The sequence below is a fragment of the Streptomyces sp. P17 genome, from assembly GCF_032436805.1.
Taxonomy (GTDB): domain Bacteria; phylum Actinomycetota; class Actinomycetes; order Streptomycetales; family Streptomycetaceae; genus Streptomyces.
Window position 1 is genome coordinate 38,719 of sequence record NZ_JAVRBF010000006.1, and the last position, 19,855, is coordinate 58,573.

Annotated in this window: 24 protein-coding genes; 20 read left to right on the forward strand and 4 right to left on the reverse strand. The window is 71.7% G+C overall.

The features are described 5' to 3' along the window. The first annotated feature begins 2 nt into the window (after positions 1 to 2). From RMT89_RS05350 to RMT89_RS05370, 5 genes are read left to right on the forward strand one after another with little or no spacing between them, the layout of a single operon-like run. The gene (locus tag RMT89_RS05350) at positions 3 to 1,985 is read left to right on the forward strand and encodes a prolyl oligopeptidase family serine peptidase (RefSeq protein ID WP_315882741.1); all 1,983 of its coding nucleotides are present in this window, start codon (positions 3 to 5) and stop codon (positions 1,983 to 1,985) included. Continuing rightward, positions 1,982 to 2,905, forward strand: a complete 924-nt coding sequence (locus tag RMT89_RS05355; protein WP_315882742.1) for an LD-carboxypeptidase — start codon at positions 1,982 to 1,984, stop codon at positions 2,903 to 2,905. Before RMT89_RS05350 ends, RMT89_RS05355 begins: the two co-directional genes overlap by 4 nt. Before the next feature lie 57 nt (positions 2,906 to 2,962). Continuing rightward, on the forward strand, positions 2,963 to 4,765 hold the full coding sequence (locus tag RMT89_RS05360; protein ID WP_399497611.1) for a CocE/NonD family hydrolase: 1,803 nt from the start codon (positions 2,963 to 2,965) through the stop codon (positions 4,763 to 4,765). Positions 4,766 to 4,824: 59 nt separating this feature from the next. Further along, positions 4,825 to 5,085, forward strand: a complete 261-nt coding sequence (locus RMT89_RS05365; RefSeq protein ID WP_315882744.1) for a LapA family protein — start codon at positions 4,825 to 4,827, stop codon at positions 5,083 to 5,085. Between the two features lie 19 nt (positions 5,086 to 5,104). Next, on the forward strand, positions 5,105 to 5,671 hold the full coding sequence (locus tag RMT89_RS05370; protein ID WP_315882745.1) for a GNAT family protein: 567 nt from the start codon (positions 5,105 to 5,107) through the stop codon (positions 5,669 to 5,671). On the opposite strand, the gene RMT89_RS05375 is transcribed toward RMT89_RS05370, so the two are convergent. After that, positions 5,662 to 6,009, reverse strand: a complete 348-nt coding sequence (locus tag RMT89_RS05375) for a VOC family protein (protein WP_315882746.1) — start codon at positions 6,007 to 6,009, stop codon at positions 5,662 to 5,664. The genes RMT89_RS05370 and RMT89_RS05375 overlap by 10 nt on opposite strands. A 100-nt stretch (positions 6,010 to 6,109) precedes the next feature. On the opposite strand from RMT89_RS05375, the gene RMT89_RS05380 reads away from it, so the two are divergent. Both RMT89_RS05380 and RMT89_RS05385 read left to right on the forward strand, forming a co-directional pair. Continuing rightward, positions 6,110 to 6,598, forward strand: a complete 489-nt coding sequence (locus tag RMT89_RS05380) for a phage holin family protein (protein WP_315882747.1) — start codon at positions 6,110 to 6,112, stop codon at positions 6,596 to 6,598. 6 nt (positions 6,599 to 6,604) lie between these two features. After that, positions 6,605 to 7,642, forward strand: a complete 1,038-nt coding sequence (locus RMT89_RS05385) for an SDR family oxidoreductase (protein ID WP_315882748.1) — start codon at positions 6,605 to 6,607, stop codon at positions 7,640 to 7,642. Between the two features lie 185 nt (positions 7,643 to 7,827). Here RMT89_RS05385 and RMT89_RS05390 read toward each other — a convergent pair whose 3' ends face one another. Both RMT89_RS05390 and RMT89_RS05395 read right to left on the reverse strand, forming a co-directional pair. Then, positions 7,828 to 8,919, reverse strand: coding sequence for an enolase C-terminal domain-like protein (locus RMT89_RS05390; RefSeq protein WP_315882749.1), 1,092 nt, complete (start codon positions 8,917 to 8,919; stop codon positions 7,828 to 7,830). A 3-nt stretch (positions 8,920 to 8,922) separates the two neighbouring features. Beyond that, a complete protein-coding gene (locus tag RMT89_RS05395) occupies positions 8,923 to 9,882 on the reverse strand; it encodes a TIGR03557 family F420-dependent LLM class oxidoreductase (protein ID WP_315882750.1) in 960 nt (319 codons plus the stop codon). 165 nt (positions 9,883 to 10,047) lie between these two features. Between RMT89_RS05395 and RMT89_RS05400 the strand changes: the two genes are divergently transcribed. From RMT89_RS05400 to RMT89_RS05460, 13 genes are read left to right on the forward strand one after another with little or no spacing between them, the layout of a single operon-like run. Beyond that, positions 10,048 to 11,781 (forward strand): FAD-dependent oxidoreductase, encoded by a 1,734-nt coding sequence (locus tag RMT89_RS05400; protein WP_315882751.1) that lies wholly within the window; start codon positions 10,048 to 10,050, stop codon positions 11,779 to 11,781. After that, on the forward strand, positions 11,778 to 13,625 hold the full coding sequence (locus RMT89_RS05405; RefSeq protein WP_315882752.1) for a transketolase: 1,848 nt from the start codon (positions 11,778 to 11,780) through the stop codon (positions 13,623 to 13,625). Before RMT89_RS05400 ends, RMT89_RS05405 begins: the two co-directional genes overlap by 4 nt. Continuing rightward, positions 13,622 to 14,560: a non-homologous end-joining DNA ligase gene (ligD, locus tag RMT89_RS05410; protein ID WP_315882753.1), complete on the forward strand. Its 939-nt coding sequence runs from the start codon at positions 13,622 to 13,624 to the stop codon at positions 14,558 to 14,560. Before RMT89_RS05405 ends, ligD begins: the two co-directional genes overlap by 4 nt. Positions 14,561 to 14,611: 51 nt before the next feature. Next, positions 14,612 to 14,944 (forward strand): gas vesicle protein, encoded by a 333-nt coding sequence (locus tag RMT89_RS05415; protein WP_315882754.1) that lies wholly within the window; start codon positions 14,612 to 14,614, stop codon positions 14,942 to 14,944. A 55-nt stretch (positions 14,945 to 14,999) separates the two neighbouring features. Then, positions 15,000 to 15,425, forward strand: a complete 426-nt coding sequence (locus RMT89_RS05420; protein WP_315882755.1) for a gas vesicle structural protein GvpA — start codon at positions 15,000 to 15,002, stop codon at positions 15,423 to 15,425. Further along, complete coding sequence (locus RMT89_RS05425) at positions 15,422 to 16,186, forward strand: GvpL/GvpF family gas vesicle protein (RefSeq protein WP_315882756.1); 765 nt, start codon at positions 15,422 to 15,424, stop codon at positions 16,184 to 16,186. Before RMT89_RS05420 ends, RMT89_RS05425 begins: the two co-directional genes overlap by 4 nt. Positions 16,187 to 16,192: 6 nt before the next feature. Further along, positions 16,193 to 16,420, forward strand: coding sequence for a gas vesicle protein GvpG (locus RMT89_RS05430; protein WP_315882757.1), 228 nt, complete (start codon positions 16,193 to 16,195; stop codon positions 16,418 to 16,420). Then, positions 16,417 to 17,091, forward strand: a complete 675-nt coding sequence (locus RMT89_RS05435; protein WP_315882758.1) for a DNA primase — start codon at positions 16,417 to 16,419, stop codon at positions 17,089 to 17,091. The genes RMT89_RS05430 and RMT89_RS05435 overlap by 4 nt, the downstream gene beginning before the upstream one ends. Beyond that, positions 17,088 to 18,095, forward strand: coding sequence for an SRPBCC family protein (locus RMT89_RS05440; protein WP_315882759.1), 1,008 nt, complete (start codon positions 17,088 to 17,090; stop codon positions 18,093 to 18,095). The genes RMT89_RS05435 and RMT89_RS05440 overlap by 4 nt, the downstream gene beginning before the upstream one ends. After that, entirely contained in the window at positions 18,092 to 18,415 is a 324-nt protein-coding gene (locus RMT89_RS05445; protein ID WP_315882760.1) for a gas vesicle protein, read from the forward strand. The genes RMT89_RS05440 and RMT89_RS05445 overlap by 4 nt, the downstream gene beginning before the upstream one ends. Next, entirely contained in the window at positions 18,415 to 19,197 is a 783-nt protein-coding gene (locus RMT89_RS05450; protein ID WP_315882761.1) for a GvpL/GvpF family gas vesicle protein, read from the forward strand. Before RMT89_RS05445 ends, RMT89_RS05450 begins: the two co-directional genes overlap by 1 nt. Next, entirely contained in the window at positions 19,194 to 19,382 is a 189-nt protein-coding gene (locus RMT89_RS05455; protein ID WP_315882762.1) for a gas vesicle protein, read from the forward strand. The genes RMT89_RS05450 and RMT89_RS05455 overlap by 4 nt, the downstream gene beginning before the upstream one ends. After that, a complete protein-coding gene (locus RMT89_RS05460) occupies positions 19,379 to 19,660 on the forward strand; it encodes a gas vesicle protein K (protein WP_315882763.1) in 282 nt (93 codons plus the stop codon). Before RMT89_RS05455 ends, RMT89_RS05460 begins: the two co-directional genes overlap by 4 nt. A 12-nt stretch (positions 19,661 to 19,672) precedes the next feature. On the opposite strand, the gene RMT89_RS05465 is transcribed toward RMT89_RS05460, so the two are convergent. Further along, on the reverse strand, positions 19,673 to 19,843 hold the full coding sequence (locus RMT89_RS05465) for a hydrophobic protein (RefSeq protein WP_315882764.1): 171 nt from the start codon (positions 19,841 to 19,843) through the stop codon (positions 19,673 to 19,675). Positions 19,844 to 19,855 lie beyond the last annotated feature (12 nt).

Genomic DNA, 19,855 nt, shown 5'->3' on the forward strand with positions numbered 1-19,855 from the left:
ACGTGCAGACGCTGCCGTACGGTTCCTGGCCCTCGCCCATCGACGCGGCCCTCGCGGCCGCGCACGACGGGCACCCCGAGTACGTGGGCTTCGTCGGCGCCGAGACCTGGTGGACCGAACCGCGCCCCACCGAGGGCGGCCGCCGAACCCTCGTGCGCCGCCGCGCCGACGGCACCCAGGAGTCGGTGCTGCCGCCGCCGTGGAACGTGCGCAGCCGGGTCATCGAGTACGGCGGTCAGCCCTGGGCCGGGGCCGAGGTGGAGGGCGAACCGCTCGTGGTGTTCGTCGACTTCGCCGACCAGCGGCTGTACCGGTACCGGCCCGGCGACGAGCCACGTCCGCTCACCCCGCTCTCCCCGGTGGGCGGCGGACTGCGCTGGGCCGACCCCCAGTTGCTTCTCGAGCGCGGTGAAGTGTGGTGCGTGCTGGAGGAGTTCACCGGCGACGGGCCGACCGATGTGCGGCGCGTCCTGGCCGCCGTACCGCTGGACGGGTCGGCCGCGCAGGACCGGGACGCCGTGCGCGAACTCAGCGACGACGCCCACCGGTTCGTCACTGGGCCGCGGCTCTCGCCCGACGGACGGCGTGCGGCCTGGCTCGCCTGGGACCATCCGCGGATGCCGTGGGACGGGACCGAGCTGATCGTCGCCGACGTCGGAGCCGGACTCTCGGGCACGCGGACCGTCGCGGGAGGGCCCGAGGAGTCCGTCGCCCAGGCCGACTGGGCACCCGACGGATCCCTGCTGTACGCCAGTGACCGCACCGGCTGGTGGAACCTCTACCGCGACGGCACACCCCTGTGCCCGCGCGAGGAGGAGTTCGGCGGGCCGCTGTGGAAGCTCGGCCACCGCTGGTTCGCCCCGCTGGACAGCGGACTGATCGCCGTCGTGCACGGCCGGGGCGCCACCGCGCTCGGGATACTGGACCCCGAGACCGGCGAGGTCGTCGACGCGGCCGGGCCCTGGACCGAGTTCACGCCCACCCTCGCGGTGCACGGCGAGCGGGTGGTCGGCGTCGGCGCCAGTCCGCGCAGCGCCCACGAGGTGGTCGAGCTGGACACCCTCCCCCACGCTCGAACAACCTCGCGCGGGGGCGCCCCCATCGGCCGGGCCCGGGTGATCGGCGCCGCTCACGACGACCCCGTGGACCCCTCCTACTACCCCGAGCCGCAGATCCGCACCTTCGCCGGACCGGCCGGACGCGAGATCCACGCGCACGTCTACCCGCCCCACAACCCCGGCTGCGTCGCCCCCGACGGCCGGCCCGCGCCGTACGTCGTCTGGGCGCACGGCGGGCCGACCGGGCGGGCGCCCCTCGTACTGGACCTGGAGATCGCCTACTTCACCTCGCGCGGCATCGGCGTCGCCGAGGTCAACTACGGCGGCTCCACCGGCTACGGCCGGGAGTACCGCGACCGGCTGCGCGAGCAGTGGGGCCTGGTCGACGTCGAGGACTGCGCGGCCGTCGCGCTGGCCCTCGCCGAGGAGGGCACGGCCGACCGCGACCGGCTCGCGGTGCGCGGCGGCAGCGCGGGCGGCTGGACCACGGCGGTCTCGCTCGCCACCACCGACGTCTACGCCTGCGGCACGATCATCTATCCCGTCCTCGACCTCGCCGCCTGGGCGGACGGCGAGACCCACGACTTCGAGTCGCGGTACCTGGAGAGTCTGGTCGGGCCGCGCGAGGAGGTGCCCGGGCGGTACGCGGAGCGGTCGCCGACCGAGAACGCCGAGCGGATCACCGTGCCGTTCCTGCTGCTCCAGGGGTTGGACGACGTGATCTGCCCGCCCGCGCAGTGCGAACGGTTCCTGGCCCGGATGGCGGGGCGTCGGGTGCGCCACGCGTACATCGCCTTCGAGGGGGAGGGACACGGCTTCCGGCGGGCGGAGACCATGGTGCGGGTGCTGGAGTCCGAGCTGTCCCTCTACGCTCAGGTGTTCGGGCTGAACCCGCCCGGTATCCCGACCCTGGAGCTCGCCAAGTGAAACCCCTGCTGCGTCCGTCCCGGCTCGCCCCCGGCGCCCGTGTCGCCGTCGTCGCGACCAGCGGGCCGGTGCCCGAGGAGCGGCTCCAGGCCGGGCTCGACGTGCTGCGCGGCTGGGACCTCGACCCGGTGGTGGCACCCCATGTGCTCGACCGGCACTCCGAGTTCGGCTACCTCGCCGGAACGGACGCCGACCGGGCCGCCGACCTCCAGAACGCCTGGTGCGACCCGTCCGTCGACGCCGTGCTCTGTGCCCGCGGCGGCTACGGCGTGCAGCGCATGATCGACCTGCTCGACTGGGACGCGATGCGCGCGGCCGGCCCGAAGGTGTTCGTGGGGTTCAGCGATCTCACCGTGCTCCACGAGGCGTTCGCGCGCCGGCTCGGACTCGCCACGCTGTACGGGCCGATGGCGGCGGGAATCGACTTCATCAAGAGCGCACGGGCCCAGGAACACCTGAAGGCCACGCTGTTCGCCCCGGAGACGGTCCGTGAGATCGCCTCCGGCGGGCGGGCCCTGGTGCCGGGACGGGCGCGGGGCGTCACCCTGGGCGGCTGTCTGTGCCTGCTCGCCTCGGAGGTGGGCACGCAGGACGCCCGGCCGTCCGCGCGGGGCGGGCTGCTGTGCCTGGAGGACGTGGGGGAGGAGACGTACCGCATCGACCGGTATCTCACCCAACTCCTGCGCGCGGACTGGTTCGACGGGGTGCGCGGGCTGCTGCTCGGCTCGTGGCAGGAGTGCGAACCCTACGACCGGCTGCGGCTCCTGCTCGTCGACCGGCTCGGCGGGCTCGGTGTCCCGGTGGTGGAGGAGTTCGGATTCGGGCACTGCGCCGACGCGTTGACGATCCCTTTCGGGGCCATGGCGGAACTTGACGCGGACGCAGGCACATTGACGCTGGCGGAGCCGGCGCTGTGCTGAACTCCGGTCAAGAAACACCCGTCGCGGTGATTGACCTCCTCTGACACGTGTCACACCATGACTTCCGGCCGGTACTTACCGGTCGGTAAGTCGGGTTGTCCTCAGTGTGGAGGTCTCGTGTCCCGTCGTGTGCTCGGATCCTGCGTCCCCCTCGCTCTCCTGCTCGGCGCCACGCTCACCCACCCCGCCACCGCGACCACGCAATACACCGTCACCGCGCTGAAGTTCACCGTTCAGACCGGCGGCCGCAGCTGCACCATTGACGCCGACCTGTACCGCCCCTCCGGTGCGGGGCGCGCGCCCGCCGTACTCGCCACCAACGGCTTCGGCGGCAGCAAGAACGACGGCTCCACCGACGCCATCGGCAAGGCATTCGCCGAGCGCGGCTATGTCTCACTCGTCTACTCAGGCCTCGGCTTCGGCCGTTCCGGCTGTCTGATCTCGCTGGACGACCCGGCGATCGACGGCACGGCGGCCTCGCAGCTCATCGACTTCCTCGGCGGCAAACGCTCCGCCGACGACGGGACCACCGCCGACTTCGTCACCCTCGACTCGGCGGGCGACCCACGCGTCGGCATGATCGGCGGCTCCTACGGCGGCGCCATCCAGCTGGCGACGGCGGCCATCGACCGGCGGGTGGACGCGCTGGTGCCGATGATCACCTGGAACGACCTGGCGTACTCCCTCGACCCCAACAACGCCGTCGGCGCCCGCCAGGTGCCGGGTGCCTTCAAGTGGCAGTGGACCAACGGCTTCTACCTCATCGGGGAGGGCCAGCCGCTGCTCCAGCCCAGCCTCGACCCGTCCCGGATCAACTCCCTGACCTGTCTGCACTTCGTCTCCCAGGCCTGCGACACCATCCGCACCCTCAACTCCGGCCGCTACCCGGCGGACCGCACGGCCGAGCTGCTCTCCTACGCCCGCAGCGTCTCGCCGGTCTCCTATCTGAGCCGCGTCAAGGCACCGACCCTCCTCGTCCAGGGCCAGACCGACAGCCTCTTCAACCTCAACGAGGCGACGGCGACGTACAAGGCGCTCCAGGCCCAGGGCACGCAGGTCAAGATGGTCTGGCAGAACTGGGGGCACAGCGGCGGCATGGCCGCGGGTGAACTCAACCTCAGCCAGGGCAACTTGGAGACCAGCTACGTCGGCCGGCGCGTCCTCACCTGGTTCGACCGCTACCTGGGCAAGAAGAACGTCGACACCGGACCCGCCTTCGCCTACTACCGCGACTGGATCACCGACCCCAACGGCACCTACGCCACCGCCGACCGCCTTCCCTCTCTCAGCCGGAATCTCTACCTCTCCGGTGACGGCAAGCTCGTCGACAACCGGGCCAAGGTGGCGCGGGGCAGCCGTACGTACACCAACTGGCTGGTTCCCACGAGCCATTCGGAGAGCTCGCTGGCCGGCATGATCGGGCTGCCCGACCCGGCGCCCTACGACACCGAGGGCACCTACCTCGGCTGGACCAGTGAGCCGCTCGCCCGGACCACCGACGTCGTCGGCGCGCCCCGCGCCACGCTGAAGGTGGTCTCCCCGAAGGCCGAGCGGACACAAGGGTCCGGCGACGCCGCCGACAAGCTCGTCCTGTTCACCAAGCTCTACGACGTCGCGCCCGACGGCAGCAAGACGCTGGTGCACCGGCTGGTCGCCCCGGTGCGGGTGCCCGATGTGACGAAGAGCTTCACCGTGACCCTGCCCGGGATCGTGCACCGGTTCGAGAAGGGACACCGGCTGCGGTTCGTGGTCGCGGCGAGTGACGACGCCTACTTCGGCAACCGCGGGATCAAGCCGGTCACCGTGGTCAGCGCCCCCGAGGACACCGGGGTGCTGCGGCTGCCGGTGGCGGGCGGCTGAGTCACCCGGAGACCCGGCCTCACCGTGCGTGACGGGGTCTTCGGGCGCACCCTGGTGGTATGAGTTCGAAGACCTCCGAGAGCGCCGGCAAGACGCGGCGAAAGGGCGATGAGCGGAATCCGGCATTCACGGCAGGGCGCATAGCCGTGCTGGTGCTGGCTGTCCTTGGCCTCATCTTCATCTTCGAGAACACTCAGGAGACCGAGATCCGCCTGCTGATCCCCCTGGTCACGATGCCCCTGTGGGCGGCGCTCCTGGGCACCGCCCTCATCGGCGCGCTGTGCGGGGCGTACTTCATGGGCAGGCGGCGCCGCCGGTAGACCGCCGTAGGCTGGCGGGATGCCGCACCTCGCATCCCGCTATCTCGCCGAAGGCCCGCGCGTGGGCATACGCCACTTCAGCCACGACGACGCCGCAGAGTTCACCTCCCGGGCCCGGGAGAGCAAGGAGCTGCACCAGCCCTGGCTCTTCCCGCCGGACACCGCCTCCGCCTACGCCGCCTACGCCGGGCGGCTGATCGAGGACCCGTCCAAGGCGGGTTTCCTGGTGTGCGAGAAGGACGACGGCGGCTCGATCGCGGGGTTCATCAACATCAACAACATCGTCCGGGGCGCCTTCCAGTGCGGCGCGCTCGGCTACGGCGCCTTCGCGCACGCCGCCGGGCGGGGGCTGATGCGGGAGGCGCTGGGCCTCGTGGTGGATCACGCCTTCGGCCCGCTCGGGCTGCACCGGCTGGAGATCAACGTGCAGCCCGCCAACACCGCCTCGATCGCCCTGGCCGGTTCCTGCGGCTTCCGCCTGGAGGGGTTCTCCCCGGGCATGCTGCACATCGACGGGGCCTGGCGCGACCACGAACGCTGGGCGCTCACCGCCGAGATGCGAGCCCGCGCACGGCGTCAGGACTGACGGTCCACGTACTCGTACACCGCGCCGTCCGGATGCATCGCGATCAGGTTGCGGCCCGCCGGGGTCGGCACCGGGCCCGCGATCACCCGGGCACCCAGCTCGACGAGCGTGTCCCGGGCCTCCTCGACGTCCTTCACGGCGATGGTCGCGGCGACCTTGCGCAGCACCTCCAGCTCCGCCTCCGGGCCGCTCATCAGCAGGAAGCAGCCGACCGCGGCCACCTGTACCCCGCCGCGCTCGAAGCGGAGGGCCCGGCCGCCGGCCAGGCGCTCGTAGAAGGGGACCGCGGTCTCCAGGTCGTCGACGCAGACGCGCAACGTGGCTCCCAGAATCTCCATGGGGACGAGCCTAGTTGGGGCGCGGCGGGCGCGGAGATCGTTTTGCCCGATCTCCACAGGGCCCGCGTTACGCGCACGCCGCCAGGGGTACCCGGCGGCCATGGAGCGCTTGGATCACCTAGAGCATCTGGACAAGCATCTGGTCGACGAGCTGGCGCAGGTGGCGCGCGAGACGATCCGCGACGAACTGCGCGAGCAGACCCGAAGGCAGCGCCGTACGGCGATGCTGTACGCCGCCTCCGGCACCGTCGCCCTGTACGCGGGCGCGGCCCTCGCGCTCGCCCTCGGCCTGGCCCTGGCCGTCGCCCTGCCCGACTGGGCGGCGGCGCTGATCACCGCAGCGATCCTCGGCGTGGTGGCGTATGTGCTGCGCGGCGCGGCCCGGCCCAAGCACGCCGTCCCGGCGCCGGAACACGTGGTCGGCGGCACCCCGCCGGTCGCCCCGCCGAGCGGGCTCGGCATGCCGTATCCGCCGATGCCGTCCGGCGCGCCCGCAGCGTCCGGCGCGCCCGGTGCCCCCGCGGGGCCCGAGACCCCGCCGCCGCACCCCGACGACATCGACCCCGAGCGGCCGCACCACCGGGCGTGACGCACGGTGGCCAGGCCGTGGGAGGTCACCCTGCCGGGGCGGCGCAGGACCGTCGTGGTCACCGGCGCCAGCGGCGGCGTCGGCCGGGCCACGGCGGTGGCCTTCGCCGCGTGCGGCGACCGGGTCGCCCTGCTGGCCCGGGGACGCGAGGGCCTTGCCGCGGCGGCGGACGAGGTGCAGCGGGCGGGCGGTGAGGCGCTCGTCGTCGGCGTCGACATGGCCGACGCCAAGGCCGTCGACGACGCGGCACAGCGGGTCGTCGACGCGTTCGGGCGGATCGACGTCTGGGTCAACAACGCCTTCGCCGGCATCTACGCTCCGTTCACCGAGATCACCCCGGACGAGTTCCGGCGCGTGACGGAAGTGACGTATCTGGGCTATGTGTTCGGCACCCGGGCCGCGCTGCGCCATATGCTGCCGCGCGACCGGGGCACGATCGTGCAGGTCGGGTCCGCGCTGGCCTATCGGGGGATTCCGCTGCAGTCCGCGTACTGCGGCGCCAAGCACGCGATCCAGGGGTTCAACGAGTCGCTGCGGTGCGAGCTGCTCAGCGCGGGGAGCCGGGTCCGTACGACGATGGTGCAGCTGCCCGCGGTCAACACCCCGCAGTTCGACTGGGTGTTGAACCGGCTGCCGGGCCGCGCCCGGCCGGTCGCGCCCGTGTACCAGCCGGAGGTGGCGGCGCGGGCGATCGTGCACGCGGCGGGGCACGGGCGGCGCAGGGAGTACTGGGTGGGCGGTTCCACGGCGGCGACCCTGATCGCCAACGCGGTCGCACCCGGGTTCCTGGACCGCTACCTGGCGCGTACCGCCTTCGAGGCACAGCAGGACGAGGGGGAGCAGACCGGACCCGGCAACCTCTGGACCCCGGCGGACGGGCCGCACGGCCGTGACTTCGGTGCGCACGGGCGGTTCGACGAGGAGTCGCACGCGGGCAGTTCACAGGAGTGGGTCTCCCGCAACCGGGGGCGGATGGGCCGCGCGCTCACGATCGGCGCGGGGGTGCTGGCCGTACGACAGCTGACCCGCCTCGCTCGCCGCTAGGGGGTGTTTTGAGAGTCCTGTGCGGTGCCCGCGGTGTTCGGTGCGTGCCCTTGGCGTGCCGGACGAAGGCCCTCGTACTGGACGTACTTGGGTCTTTGGCCGGTGCGGCGAGGGTGCGTGCCGGGCGCCGTGGGTGCTGTGCGGGACTTTCAAAACACCCCCTAGTGCCGCGACCGGCGCACGCATCAGGCCACCCGGAACTCCTCCACTTCCTCCGTCCTCAGCGTCAGACCGTGTCCCACGCCGCTCAGGGGTCGTACCGTGCCGCCCGTCGGGTCCAGGGCGCCGTCGAAGAACATGTCCTCCAGACGGACGTGGTCGTGGAACCACTCGATGTGGCGGAGGTTGGGGATCGAGGCGGCGGCGGCCGCGTGCGCGTGGGGCGCGCAGTGCGCCGAGACCTCCAGGCCGTGGGCCTGGGCCAGGGCCGCCGCGCGCAGGAACTCGGTCAGCCCGCCGCAGCGGGTCGCGTCGATCTGCAGGCAGTCGACCGCTCCGGCCCCGATCATGCGGGCGAAGTAGGGGAGGTCGTAGCCGTATTCGCCCGCCGTGACGTCGCACACCAGCGCGTCACGGACCAGGCGCAGGCCCGTCAGATCGTCGGAGGACACCGGCTCCTCGAACCAGACCACTCCGAGCTCGGCGAGGGCGTGACCCACCCGGACCGCCTGTTTACGGGTGTAGCCGCCATTGGCGTCGACGTACAATTCCGCCTCGGGGCCGATCACTTGGCGTGCCGCCTCGACCCGCGACATATCGCGCAGCACCGCGCGGCCGCGGTCCTCGCCGATCTTCATCTTCACGCGCGGGATGTGCTGTCCGTGCACCCAGCCGTTCAACTGCGCGGCCAGATGGGTGGCGTGGTACGTCGTGAAGCCTCCGCTGCCGTACACGGGGACGCGTTCGCGGCAGGTGCCCAGCAGCCTGGCCAGGGGGAGTTCCAGCAGGCGCGCCTTCAGGTCCCACAGGGCGATGTCGAGCGCGGAGATCGCGCAGGCGCTGACTCCGGGGCGGCCCGCGTTGCGGATCGCCCGGCACATCGCCTCGTGCGCGCCGGGGATGTCCAGGGCGCTGCGGCCCTCGACCAGGGGCGCGAGCTGGTCGCGCAGGAAGTCGCCGACCGCGGCCGGACCGTACGTCCAGCCGGTGCCGGTCGCGTCGCCCGCCGTCACCTCGGCGATCACTGTCGTCGTGGCGTCCCAGGTCAGCGTCCCGTCCGCTTCCGGCGCGTCGGTCGGCACCGTGTAGACCGAGACGACAGGCCGTTGGATTTTCATCGCTCACACCTGCTGGAGCTGCGGCAGCACCTTCGAGCGGTAGAAATCGAAGAAGCCGCGCTGGTCGGGGCCGATCTGGTTGACGTAGACCCGGTCGAAGCCCGCGTCGGCGAAGGCGGCCAGCGCCGCCACATGCTCCTCGACGTCGTCCCCGCACACCGAGCCCTCGCGCACCGTCTCCTCGGTGACCAGCGGCTCCAACTGCTCGAAGTGCTTCGGCGAGGGCAGGATCTGGCCCATCTCGCCGGGCAGGAACTGGTTGGACCACAGCCGGTGAACCGTCCGTACCGCCTCGTCGCGGTCCGTGCCCCAGCAGACCTTCGTCCCGCCGCTGACGGGCTTCGCGCCCCCGCCGCCCTTGCGGAACTGGGCCACCATGTCCTCGTCCGGCATCATCGTGATGTACCCGTCCGCCACCCGGGCCGCCAGCGCCGTCGCCGCCGGGCCGAAGCCGGAGATGTCGATCGGGACGGGCTCGTCGGGGACCGTGTACAGGCGGGCGTTCTCGACCCGGTAGTGCGTGCCGTAGTGGCTGACCTCCTCGCCGGAGAACAGCCGGCGCATCACCTGGACCGACTCCTCCAGCATCTCCAGACGCACCCGCGCGGGTGGCCAGACATGGCCGAGGATGTGCTCGTTGAGGGCCTCGCCGGTGCCCACGCCGAGCCGGAAGCGGCCGTTCGACATCACCGCGGCGGTGGCCGCGGCCTGGGCGATCACCGCCGGGTGGATCCGTACCGTCGGGCAGGTCACGGCCGTCTCCACGGGCAGCGACACCGCCTCCGAGATCGCGCCGATCACCGACCACACGAACGGGCTCTCGCCCTGCGCGTCGTTCCACGGGTGGTAGTGGTCCGAGATCCACAGCGACTGGAATCCGGCCTGCTCCGCCATCCTCGCCTGCTCGACGAGCTCGGCCGGCCGGAACTCCTCGCACGAAAGGAAGTAGCCGTACTCGGGCATAGGGGAACACCTCCGGGACTGCCGCGTGGGCGGCGGGACGGGTCCCGGTCCGGGTACCCGGCGGCGAGGGTGGAAACCGGGCCGGCCGGGGTGACGTTTGGCGGCCCTGACCAGGGGGACGCGGAAGGCTCCCGAGCGAGCCGTCGACAAGCGCCGGAGGCAAACGTGAGTCGCCCCCGCATCGTGATCGTCGGCGCCGGATTCGCCGGGTACCGGACGGCCCGTGTGCTGTCCCGGCTCACCCGGCACCGTGCGCGGATCACCCTGCTGAACCCGACCGACTACTTCCTGTATCTGCCCCTGCTGCCCCAGGTCGCCGCCGGCGTCCTGGAACCGCGCCGGGTGACCGTCTCGCTCTCCGGCACCCTGCCCGACGTACGGCTGGTGCTCGGCGAGGCGGACGCCGTCGACCTCGACGGGCACACCGTGCACTACAGCGGCCCCGAGGGCGATCCCGGCACGCTCTCCTTCGACCGGCTGGTGCTGGCCGCCGGCAGCGTCAACAAGCTGCTGCCCGTCCCCGGCGTCGCCGAGCACGCGCACGGCTTCCGCGGACTGCCCGAGGCGCTGTATCTGCGCGACCACGTGACCCGTCAGCTGGAGCTGGCCGCCGCCGAGGACGATCCGAAGAGCTGCTCGGCGCGCTGTACGTTCGTCGTGGTCGGCGCCGGATACACCGGCACCGAGGTCGCGGCCCAGGGCAAGCTCTTCACCGACGCCCAGACCCGGCGCCGCCCGCTCAAGCCCCGCTGGCTGCTGCTCGACATCGCCGACCGTGTCCTGCCCGAACTGGACGAACGGCTCTCCCGCACCGCCGACAAGGTGCTGCGCGAGCGCGGCGTCGACGTCAGGACGGGCACCTCGGTGAAGGAGGCCACACACGGCGGAGTGCTGCTGAGCGACGGCGAGTTCATCGACACCCGCACGCTGGTGTGGTGCGTCGGCGTACGCCCCGACCCGCTCGTCGAGTCGCTCGGGCTGCCCATGGAGCGCGGCCGGCTGCTCGTCGACCCGCACCTCCAGGTGCCGGGCCGCCCCGAGCTGTTCGCCTGCGGGGACGCGGCGGCCGTACCGGATCTGGAGAAGCCCGGCGCGTACACCCCGATGACCGCGCAGCACGCCTGGCGACAGGGCAAGATCGCCGCCCGCAATGTGGCCGCCTCGCTCGGGATCGGGGAACGCCGGGCCTACCGTCACCGTGACATGGGCTTCGCCGTCGACCTCGGCGGAGTGAAGGCCGCCGCCAACCCGCTCGGCCTGCCCCTGTCCGGCGTGGCCGCCGGCGCGGTCACCCGCGGCTACCACCTCGCGGCGATGCCCGGAAACCGCGTCCGCGTCGCCGCCGACTGGCTCCTGGACGCCGTACTCCCGCGCCAGGCCGTCCAGTTGGGGCTCGTCCGTTCGTGGTCGGTGCCCCTGGACACGGCCTCGCCGGAGCTGGCGCGGGTGCCGGGGAAACGGGACAAACCGGTGGAGGACCAGATGAACGAGCCCGCCAGGAACCAGCCTGGCGGCGAGCCGGCCAGGAACCAGCCTGGCGGCGAGCCGGCCAGGAACCAGCCTGGTGGCGAGCCGGCGAAGAGTCAGCCTGGTGGCGAGCCGGCGAAGAGCCAGTCCGGTGGCGAGCCGGCGAAGAGCCAGTCCGGTGGCGAGCCGGCGAAGAGTCAGCCTGGTGGCGAGCCGGCGAAGAGTCAGCCTGGTGGCGAGCCGGCGAAGAGTCAGCCTGGTGGCGAGCCGGCGAAGAGCCAGCCCGGTGGCGAGCCGGCGAAGAGCCAGCCTGGCGGCGAGCCCGCCAAGAACCAGCCCGGTGGCGAGCACACCGAGCCCCCCGGCCCCATCAAGCGCACCGACTTCCCGCCCGACCCGCGTCCCGACCACCCCGCGGAAGGAGACTCATGAACACCGCCGAGCTCGTCGAACTGGGACAGCAGTTGCGGGTGGACAGCGTGCGCGCCTCCGACGCCGCCGGGTCCGGGCATCCGACCTCGTCCATGTCCGCAGCCGACCTGATGGCCGTACTCCTCGCGAACCACTTCCGTTACGACTTCGACCGCCCCGCCCACCCCGGCAACGACCGCTTCGTGCTGTCCAAGGGACACGCCTCGCCCCTGCTCTACTCCGCCTTCAAGGCGGCCGGTGTCGTCGAGGACGCCGAACTGCTCACCTTCCGCAAGCTGGGCAGCGCCCTGGAGGGGCATCCCACACCGCGGCGGCTGCCGTGGGTCGAGACGGCCACCGGGTCGCTCGGGCAGGGCCTGCCGGTCGGTGTCGGGATCGCGCTCGCGGGCAAGCGGCTCGACCGTACCGGCTACCGGGTGTGGGTGCTGTGCGGGGACAGCGAGCTGGCCGAGGGCTCCGTGTGGGAGGCCGCCGAGCACGCGTCGTACGAGCATCTCGACAACCTCACCGCCGTCATCGACGTCAACCGGCTCGGCCAGCGCGGCCCCACCCGGCACGGCCACGACCTCGACGCCTACGCTCGGCGCTTCCAGGCCTTCGGCTGGCACACCGTCGAGATCGACGGACACGACGTCGACGCGATCGACCGCGCCTACGGCGAGGCCAGGTCCACCACCGGACAGCCCACCGCGATCCTCGCCCGCACCCTCAAGGGCAAGGGCGTCGAGTCCGTCGAGGACCGCGAGGGCCTGCACGGCAAGCCGCTGAGTGACGCCGAGGAGGCCGTCGCCGAACTCGGCGGCCGACGCGACACGCTGATCCGGGTGCACGAACCGCCCGCCGCCCGCATGCTGCACGCCGTCCGCGCCGGCCACTTCGAACTGCCGCGGTTCGACACGGGCGACGAGGTGCCGACGCGGGACGCCTACGGAAAGGCGCTCACCGCGCTCGGCACCGGACGCGGCGATGTCGTCGCCCTGGACGGCGAGGTCGGCGACTCCACCCGCGCGGAGCTGTTCGCCAAGGAACACCCCGACCGCTACTTCGAGTGCTACATCGCCGAGCAGCAGATGGTCGCGGCCGCGGTGGGACTCGCCGCGCGCGGCTGGGTGCCGTACGCCGCCACCTTCGCGGCCTTCCTCACGCGCGCGTACGACTTCGTCCGCATGGCCTCGATCAGCGGCTCCGGGATCAATCTCGTCGGCTCCCACGCGGGCGTCGCGATCGGCCAGGACGGGCCCTCGCAGATGGGCCTGGAGGATCTGGCGATGATGCGCGCGGTGCACGGCTCGACCGTGCTGTACCCCTGCGACGCCAATCAGACCGCCCGGCTCGTCGCCACGATGGCCGGCCTGGAGGGCATTCGCTACCTGCGCACCTCGCGCGGTGCGAGCCCGGTGATCTACGGCCCCGACGAGGAGTTCCCGGTCGGCGGCAGCAAGGTGCTGCGCTCCTCCGGAGCGGACCGGATGACCCTCGTCGCCGCGGGCGTCACGGTCCACGGGGCGCTGACCGCCGCCGACGCGCTGGAGCGCGAGGGCATCGCGGCCCGGGTGATCGACCTGTACTCGGTCAAGCCCGTGGACCGGATCACGCTGCGCCGGGCCGCCGAGGAGACCGGCTGTCTGATCACGGTGGAGGACCACCACGAGGAGGGCGGCCTCGGCGACGCCGTCCTGGACGCCTTCCTCGACGGCCGCCCGGTGCCCCGTCTTGTGCGGCTCGCGGTCCGTACGATGCCCGGCTCGGCCTCCCCCGACGAGCAGTTGCACTCCGCGGGCATCGACGCCGAGTCGATCGCGGCGGCCGGCCGGCTGCTGGTGGCGGAGGCGATCGTGCCATGAGCGGAGAGGACGACGTACGGACCGTGCGAGCCGGGCGGCGCACGGTCGAGGTGCACCGCTCCGAGAAGGTGCTCTTCCCCGGCGACGGCGGCACCAAGGAGTACACCAAGGGCGACCTGGTCGACTACTACCGGTCCGTCGCTCCCTTCATGCTGCCGCATCTGCGCGGCCGCCCCCTGATGCTGGAGCGGCACCCCGACGGGCTCGGCGGGCCGAAGTTCATGCAGAAGAACACCCCGGACAGCTATCCGGACTGGGTCACCCGCGTCGAGGTGCCCAAGGAGGGCGGCACCGTCTGTCACACGGTCTGCGACGACACCGCCACCCTCGTCCTCCTCGCCGACCAGGCCTCCCTCACTCTGCACCGCTGGCTCTCCCGTGTCGGGCGTCTCGACCGGCCCGACCGGATGGTGTTCGATCTGGACCCGGCCGAGGAGGACTTCGGGCAGGTGCGTGAGGCGGCCTGGCTGCTGGGCGAGCTGCTGGACGAACTGAAGCTGCCCTCCGCCCTGATGACGACCGGTTCGCGCGGACTGCATGTGATCGTCCCGCTGAACGGCCATCACGACTTCGACGAGGTACGGGAGTTCGCCCGGGACGTCGCCGACACCCTCGCCGCCGCCCACCCGGCCCGGCTCACCACCGCGGCTCGCAAGAAGGACCGCGGCGACCGCCTCTATCTCGACGTGCAGCGCAACGCCTACGCGCAGACCGCCGTCGTGCCCTTCACGGTCCGTGCCCGCCCCGGCGCCCCCGTGGCCGTCCCCATCGACTGGACCGAACTGGACGACCCGGATGTGGACGCCCGCCGGTGGACCATCGCCGACGCCGTTGACCAGGCCCGCACCAACCCCTGGGCCGGGGTGCTGGACCGGGGCCGGGCCCTCGGACCCGCCCGGCGCAGGCTCAACGCCCTCGGTGGCAAGGGCACGTAAAGCTACGGGTTTGACCAAGTCCCCTCGGGCCACTCGGCGTTCGAGGGGACCATGACTGATTCACACGACACACACAAGAAATCCCAACAGGAAACGGGCGAATCGAACAAAGAGCCGACCCCGATGGAAGTGCTGCGCCAAGCGCGCGCCCAGCTCGCCGAACTCACCGGCATGACCGCCGAGACGGTCTCGTCCTTCGAACAGAGCGAGGACGGCTGGACGCTGGAGATCGAAGTCCTGGAGCTGGCCCGTGTGCCCGACACGATGAGCCTGATGGCCGGCTACCAGGTCGACCTCGACCGGCAGGGGCAGCTCACCGGCTACCGGCGCGTCCGCCGCTACGAACGCGGGCGCTCCGACGCACATAGGCCCGGCGGCCGTTAGACCGCCGGCCCGCGCCCGTTTCGACCACGATCACAGAACAGGAGGAACGGCCGGCATGACCGTTGTCCCGGCACAACAGAGCGGCGGAGGGGGCGGCACCAGCGGTCTCTACGACGTTCTGGAGCTCGTCCTCGACCGGGGGCTCGTCATCGACGCGTTCGTGCGTGTCTCCCTGGTCGGCATCGAGATCCTCAAGATCGACGTCCGGGTTGTCGTCGCCAGCGTCGACACCTATCTCCGCTTCGCCGAAGCCTGCAACCGGCTCGACCTGGAGGCAGGCCCGCGCAAGAGCCCGGGCCTGCCCGACGTGGTCGGCCAGATCACCGAGTCCGGCGCCCGCGGCAAGTCCAAGGGGGCGCTGTCCGGCGCCGCGCAGACCGTGTCCGACGCCTTCCGGCAGGCACGCGAGGAGGGCGAGGCCCAACCCAAGCCGCGCGCCCGCAAGTCCACCGCGGCGCGCAGGAAGGAGGAGCAGGAGTGAGCACGTATGTGTACGGCATCACCGCGAGCTCGCATCCCGCACTCCCCAAGGACATGACCGGCGTCGGCGAACCGCCGCGCCCGGTGCGGGTGCTGACGGAGGGCGGTCTGGCCGCCCTGGTCAGCGACGCGCCCGAGGGGCTGCGTCCCAAGCGCCGGGATCTGCTCGCCCACCAGAACGTCCTCGCCGAGACCGGCGCCGCCGGCTGTGTGCTGCCCATGCGGTTCGGCAGCGTCGCCCCCGACGACGACACGGTCACCGGGGTGCTCGCCGAGCGCGCGGAGCACTACCAGGAACGGCTGCGCACGCTGGACGGCACGGTCGAGTACAACGTCAAGGCCACGCACGACGAAGAGGCCGTGCTGCACCGCGTGATGTCGCAAAGCCCGGAGATCCGTTCCCTGACCGAGGCCAACCGGCAGGCGGGCGGCGGCAGTTACGAGCAGAAGCTCCAGCTCGGCGAGATGGTGGTGGCCGCCGTCAAGGCGCGCGAGGCCGAGGACGCCGCCGAGGTCCTGCGGGTCCTGGAAGCCGAGGCGGCGGCGGTGAGCGTGGGTCCCGAGTCCACCGGCTGGCTGGCCAACGTCTCCTTCCTGGTGAACCGGGACACCGCCGAGGCGTTCCTGGCCGCCGTCGACGAACTCCGCAAGAGCCGGCCGCACCTGGAGGTGCGCGTCAACGGCCCGCTGCCGCCGTACAGCTTCGTCGATCCCGGCCCGGCGCAGCCCGCGAGCGCGACCACCACCGCCGCCGAGGAGTGAGGAACCGTGGGACTGGTCGCAGAGGTGCTGCTGCTGCCGTTCGCCCCGGTGCGCGGCAGCGCGTGGGTGATCGGACAGGTGCTGCGCGAGGCGGAGCGCATCTACTACGACCCGGCCACGGTGCGGGCCGAACTCGCCCGCCTGGAAGAGCAGTTGGAGACCGGAGAGATCGACGAGGAGGAGTTCGACCGCCGTGAGGACGAACTCCTCGACAGGCTGGAGACACCACGATGAACAGAGCGGGACTGGGCCTCGCCGTAGGGGCCGGATATCTCCTCGGACGGACGAGGAAGCTGAAACTGGCGTTCGCCGTCGGCACGCTCGTGGCCGGCAAGCGCCTGCATCTGAGCCCGCGGGCGCTCGCGGACCTGGCCTCCCAGCAACTGCGGGACAACCCGCAGTTCAAGGAGATCGGGGACCAGTTGCGCGAGGACCTGCGCGGGGTCGGCAAGGCCGCCACCGGTGCGATGGTCGAGCGCCGGCTGGACGCGTTCGCCGACCGGCTGCACGGGCGTACCGCCGAGGTGCGTGACCGGCTGGCGGGCGTGGTGCCGGAGGTCGGTTACGAGGAGTACGAGGAGGAGGACGCGGAAGACGCGGACGAGGCCGAGGAGTACGACGAGGACGAGGCCGCGGGTTACGACGAGGACGAGGCCGACGAGGAGGCCGCCGAGCCGGAGCGACGGGCGCCGCGGAAGAAGGCGGCGCCCGCGAAAAAGGCGGCGGCGAAGAAGGCGGCCCCGGTGAAGAAGGCGGCGAAGAAGGCGGCTCCCGCCAAGAAGAAGGCACCGGCCGCCAGGACCGCGTCCGGCGGAAAGAAGGCCGCCCGCAAGGCCGTGACCAAGAAGGCGACAGCCGCCCGCGGTGCCCGCTCCCGTCTTCCGAAGGGCGGTGACGGGCGATGACCGGGAACCTCGGACCCGCGAGCTCCCTGGCCCGCAGCGAGGCCGGTGAACGGCTCAAGGCGGAGATTCAGGAGTACCTCGCCGTACAGGCCCAGAGCCTGCTGATCGGCGCCGGACGCAAGCTCGGCGAGACCACGCTGAAACTGAACGACATCGCCGAGGGCAAGAGCCCGGGCTTCGCCCGCCTCGCCCTCGACGGCGGCCGCAAGCTCGCCGAGGGCAAGGGGCCGCTGCGCAGCGCCCTGGAGATCGGCGCCTCACGCGCCAAGGAGAACGTGACCGAGGCGCTGCGCAACCTCGGCGGCAAGGGCGGGCGCAAGGGCGGAGCGGGCAAGAAGCCCACCGTCGTCATCGAGTACGCCGATGTCGGCGTACCGCTGCGCACCGCGTACGACCAGTGGACCCAGTACCAGGACTTCAGCTCCTTCGCCAAGGGCGTGCAGAGCGCGAACCGCGCCGACGACACGACCTCCGACTGGCGGCTGAAGATCTTCTGGTCCAGCCGCAGCTGGAAGGCGCACACCACCGAGCAGGTGCCGGACGACCGGATCGCCTGGACCTCGGAGGGCGCCAAGGGCACCACGAAGGGCGTCGTGTCCTTCCACCGGCTCGGCGACAACCTCACGCGCGTGCTGCTGGTGATCGAGTACTACCCCAAGGGGCTGTTCGAGAAGACCGGCAACCTCTGGCGCGCCCAGGGCCGCCGGGCCCGCCTGGACCTCAAGAACTACGTCCGGTACGTCACGCTGAAGGGCGAGGCCGAGGAGGGCTGGCGCGGCGAGATCCGCGACGGCGAGGTCGTCGTCAGCCACGAGGACGCGGTCGCCGAGGAGGAGGACGAGGCGGAGGACCGCTACGAGGACGACAATGAGGAAGAGGCGGAGGAAGAAGAACCGGAGGAAGAAGAACCGGAGGGAGAAGAACCGGAGGGAGAAGAAGAGGCGGCGGACGAGTACGAGAGCGAGCCGGAGGACACGTACGCCGAGACCGGGGACCGCCGATGACGACCCCCAGCCGGCTCCCCGAGCCGTACGGCCAGGGTGGCGGCGCCAACCTCGCCGACATCCTGGAGCGCGTCCTCGACAAGGGCGTGATCATCGCGGGTGATATCCGGATCAACCTTCTCGACATCGAACTGCTCACCGTCAAACTGCGTCTGATCGTCGCCTCCGTCGACAAGGCGCGGGAGATGGGCATCGACTGGTGGGAGGACGACCCGGCGCTGTCCTCGCGGGCCCGGCGCGACGAACTCGCCCGGGAGAACGCCGAGTTGCGTGAGCGGCTGGCCCAACTGGAGCCCGGCCGCTCACAGGAGGAGGCCTGATGCCAGGACTGCGCTATGTGTACGCCGTCTGCCGGCCCTTCCGGTCGGCCCTCCAGTCCCAGCTCACCGGGGTCGCCGGACAGCCGCCGCGGCAGCTGACGCACCACGGCCTGATCGCCGTCTACAGCGTCGTGCCGGAACGGGACTTCGCCGAGGAGCCGCTGCGCGCCCATCTGGAGGACCTGGACTGGCTCACCGCGACGGCCAGGGCCCACCAGGGGGTCATCGACGCGCTCACCGTCGTCACCACCCCGCTCCCGCTGCGGCTCGCCACCGTCTTCCGGGACGACAGCGCCCTGCGCATCATGATGGAGTCCCGCGAGGAGTACTTCCTGCGCACCCTCGACCGGCTGGAGGGCCGGGTGGAGTGGGGTGTGAAGGTCTACGTCGACCCGCGGCCCGAGGACACCGAGGCCCCGGCCGGAAAACCCGCGTCGGGACGGGACTACCTGCGCCGGCGGCGACAGAGCGTCCGCAACCATGAGCACACCTGGCAGGAGGCGACGGAATTCGCCGGCCGCCTGCACGCGACGCTTTCCTCCTACGCGGAGGATTCCCGGCTGCACGATCCGCAGAGCTCGGCGCTTTCCGGAGCCGCGGGACAGAACGTGCTGAACGCCGCCTATCTGGTGCCGCGCGGCGAATCCGAGGAATTCGTGGAACTGGTGGACCGTACGAAGGACGAGGCCCAGGGAATGCGCGTGGAACTCACCGGACCCTGGGCGGCCTACTCCTTCACCGGCGAGGAGACGGACGTGCAGAGGGGGGACGAGGCCACGTGACCGTCATAGAACGCCGTGAGGTCGCGCTGGTGGACCTCCTGGACCGGCTGCTGGCCGGCGGGGTGGTCATCACCGGCGACATCACCCTGCGCATCGCGGACGTCGACCTCGTACGCATTGACCTCAACGCGCTGATCAGCTCGGTGAACGCCAATGTCCCCTCGCCCTTCGAGGAGCTGACGTGAGCGCCCGCAACCGGCTCGACCTCGACCCCGACACCGTGGAGCGCGACCTCGTCAAGCTGGTGCTGACCGTGGTGGAACTGCTGCGCCAGCTCATGGAGCGCCAGGCGCTGCGCCGCTGCGACGAGGGCGCTCTCAGCGAGGAGCAGGAGGAGCGGATCGGGCTCACGCTGATGCTGCTCGACGAGCGGATGACCGAACTGCGTGAGCGCTACGGACTGCGGCCCGAGGACCTCAATCTGGACCTCGGGCCGCTCGGACCGCTGCTGCCCCGGGAATAGTCCCGGAGCCTGTCACCACCTGTACCAGCGGCCCCTGCTCCCGGCAGCCGTCGTGCCGCGCACCAGGAATCCCAGCAGCCACAGAACGAGAACTATGGCCGCAATCCACCAGAGCAATTCCACTGCGAATCCGGCACCGAACAGAATCAGCGCCAGAAGCAGCACCACCAGCAACGGAACCATAATGTGAACCTC

What these genes read in the sequence shown, in the direction of transcription:
- RMT89_RS05360 (WP_399497611.1), top strand. Translation starts at nt 2,963, where the DNA reads ATGACTTCCGGCCGGTACTTACCGGTCGGTAAGTCGGGTTGTCCTCAG.
- RMT89_RS05365 (WP_315882744.1), top strand. Translation starts at nt 4,825, where the DNA reads ATGAGTTCGAAGACCTCCGAGAGCGCCGGCAAGACGCGGCGAAAGGGC.
- RMT89_RS05370 (WP_315882745.1), top strand. Translation starts at nt 5,105, where the DNA reads ATGCCGCACCTCGCATCCCGCTATCTCGCCGAAGGCCCGCGCGTGGGC.
- RMT89_RS05375 (WP_315882746.1), bottom strand. Translation starts at nt 6,009, where the DNA reads ATGGAGATTCTGGGAGCCACGTTGCGCGTCTGCGTCGACGACCTGGAG.
- RMT89_RS05380 (WP_315882747.1), top strand. Translation starts at nt 6,110, where the DNA reads ATGGAGCGCTTGGATCACCTAGAGCATCTGGACAAGCATCTGGTCGAC.
- RMT89_RS05390 (WP_315882749.1), bottom strand. Translation starts at nt 8,919, where the DNA reads ATGAAAATCCAACGGCCTGTCGTCTCGGTCTACACGGTGCCGACCGAC.
- RMT89_RS05395 (WP_315882750.1), bottom strand. Translation starts at nt 9,882, where the DNA reads ATGCCCGAGTACGGCTACTTCCTTTCGTGCGAGGAGTTCCGGCCGGCC.
- RMT89_RS05405 (WP_315882752.1), top strand. Translation starts at nt 11,778, where the DNA reads ATGAACACCGCCGAGCTCGTCGAACTGGGACAGCAGTTGCGGGTGGAC.
- ligD (WP_315882753.1), top strand. Translation starts at nt 13,622, where the DNA reads ATGAGCGGAGAGGACGACGTACGGACCGTGCGAGCCGGGCGGCGCACG.
- RMT89_RS05415 (WP_315882754.1), top strand. Translation starts at nt 14,612, where the DNA reads ATGACTGATTCACACGACACACACAAGAAATCCCAACAGGAAACGGGC.
- RMT89_RS05420 (WP_315882755.1), top strand. Translation starts at nt 15,000, where the DNA reads ATGACCGTTGTCCCGGCACAACAGAGCGGCGGAGGGGGCGGCACCAGC.
- RMT89_RS05435 (WP_315882758.1), top strand. Translation starts at nt 16,417, where the DNA reads ATGAACAGAGCGGGACTGGGCCTCGCCGTAGGGGCCGGATATCTCCTC.
- RMT89_RS05440 (WP_315882759.1), top strand. Translation starts at nt 17,088, where the DNA reads ATGACCGGGAACCTCGGACCCGCGAGCTCCCTGGCCCGCAGCGAGGCC.
- RMT89_RS05445 (WP_315882760.1), top strand. Translation starts at nt 18,092, where the DNA reads ATGACGACCCCCAGCCGGCTCCCCGAGCCGTACGGCCAGGGTGGCGGC.
- RMT89_RS05450 (WP_315882761.1), top strand. Translation starts at nt 18,415, where the DNA reads ATGCCAGGACTGCGCTATGTGTACGCCGTCTGCCGGCCCTTCCGGTCG.
- RMT89_RS05465 (WP_315882764.1), bottom strand. Translation starts at nt 19,843, where the DNA reads ATGGTTCCGTTGCTGGTGGTGCTGCTTCTGGCGCTGATTCTGTTCGGT.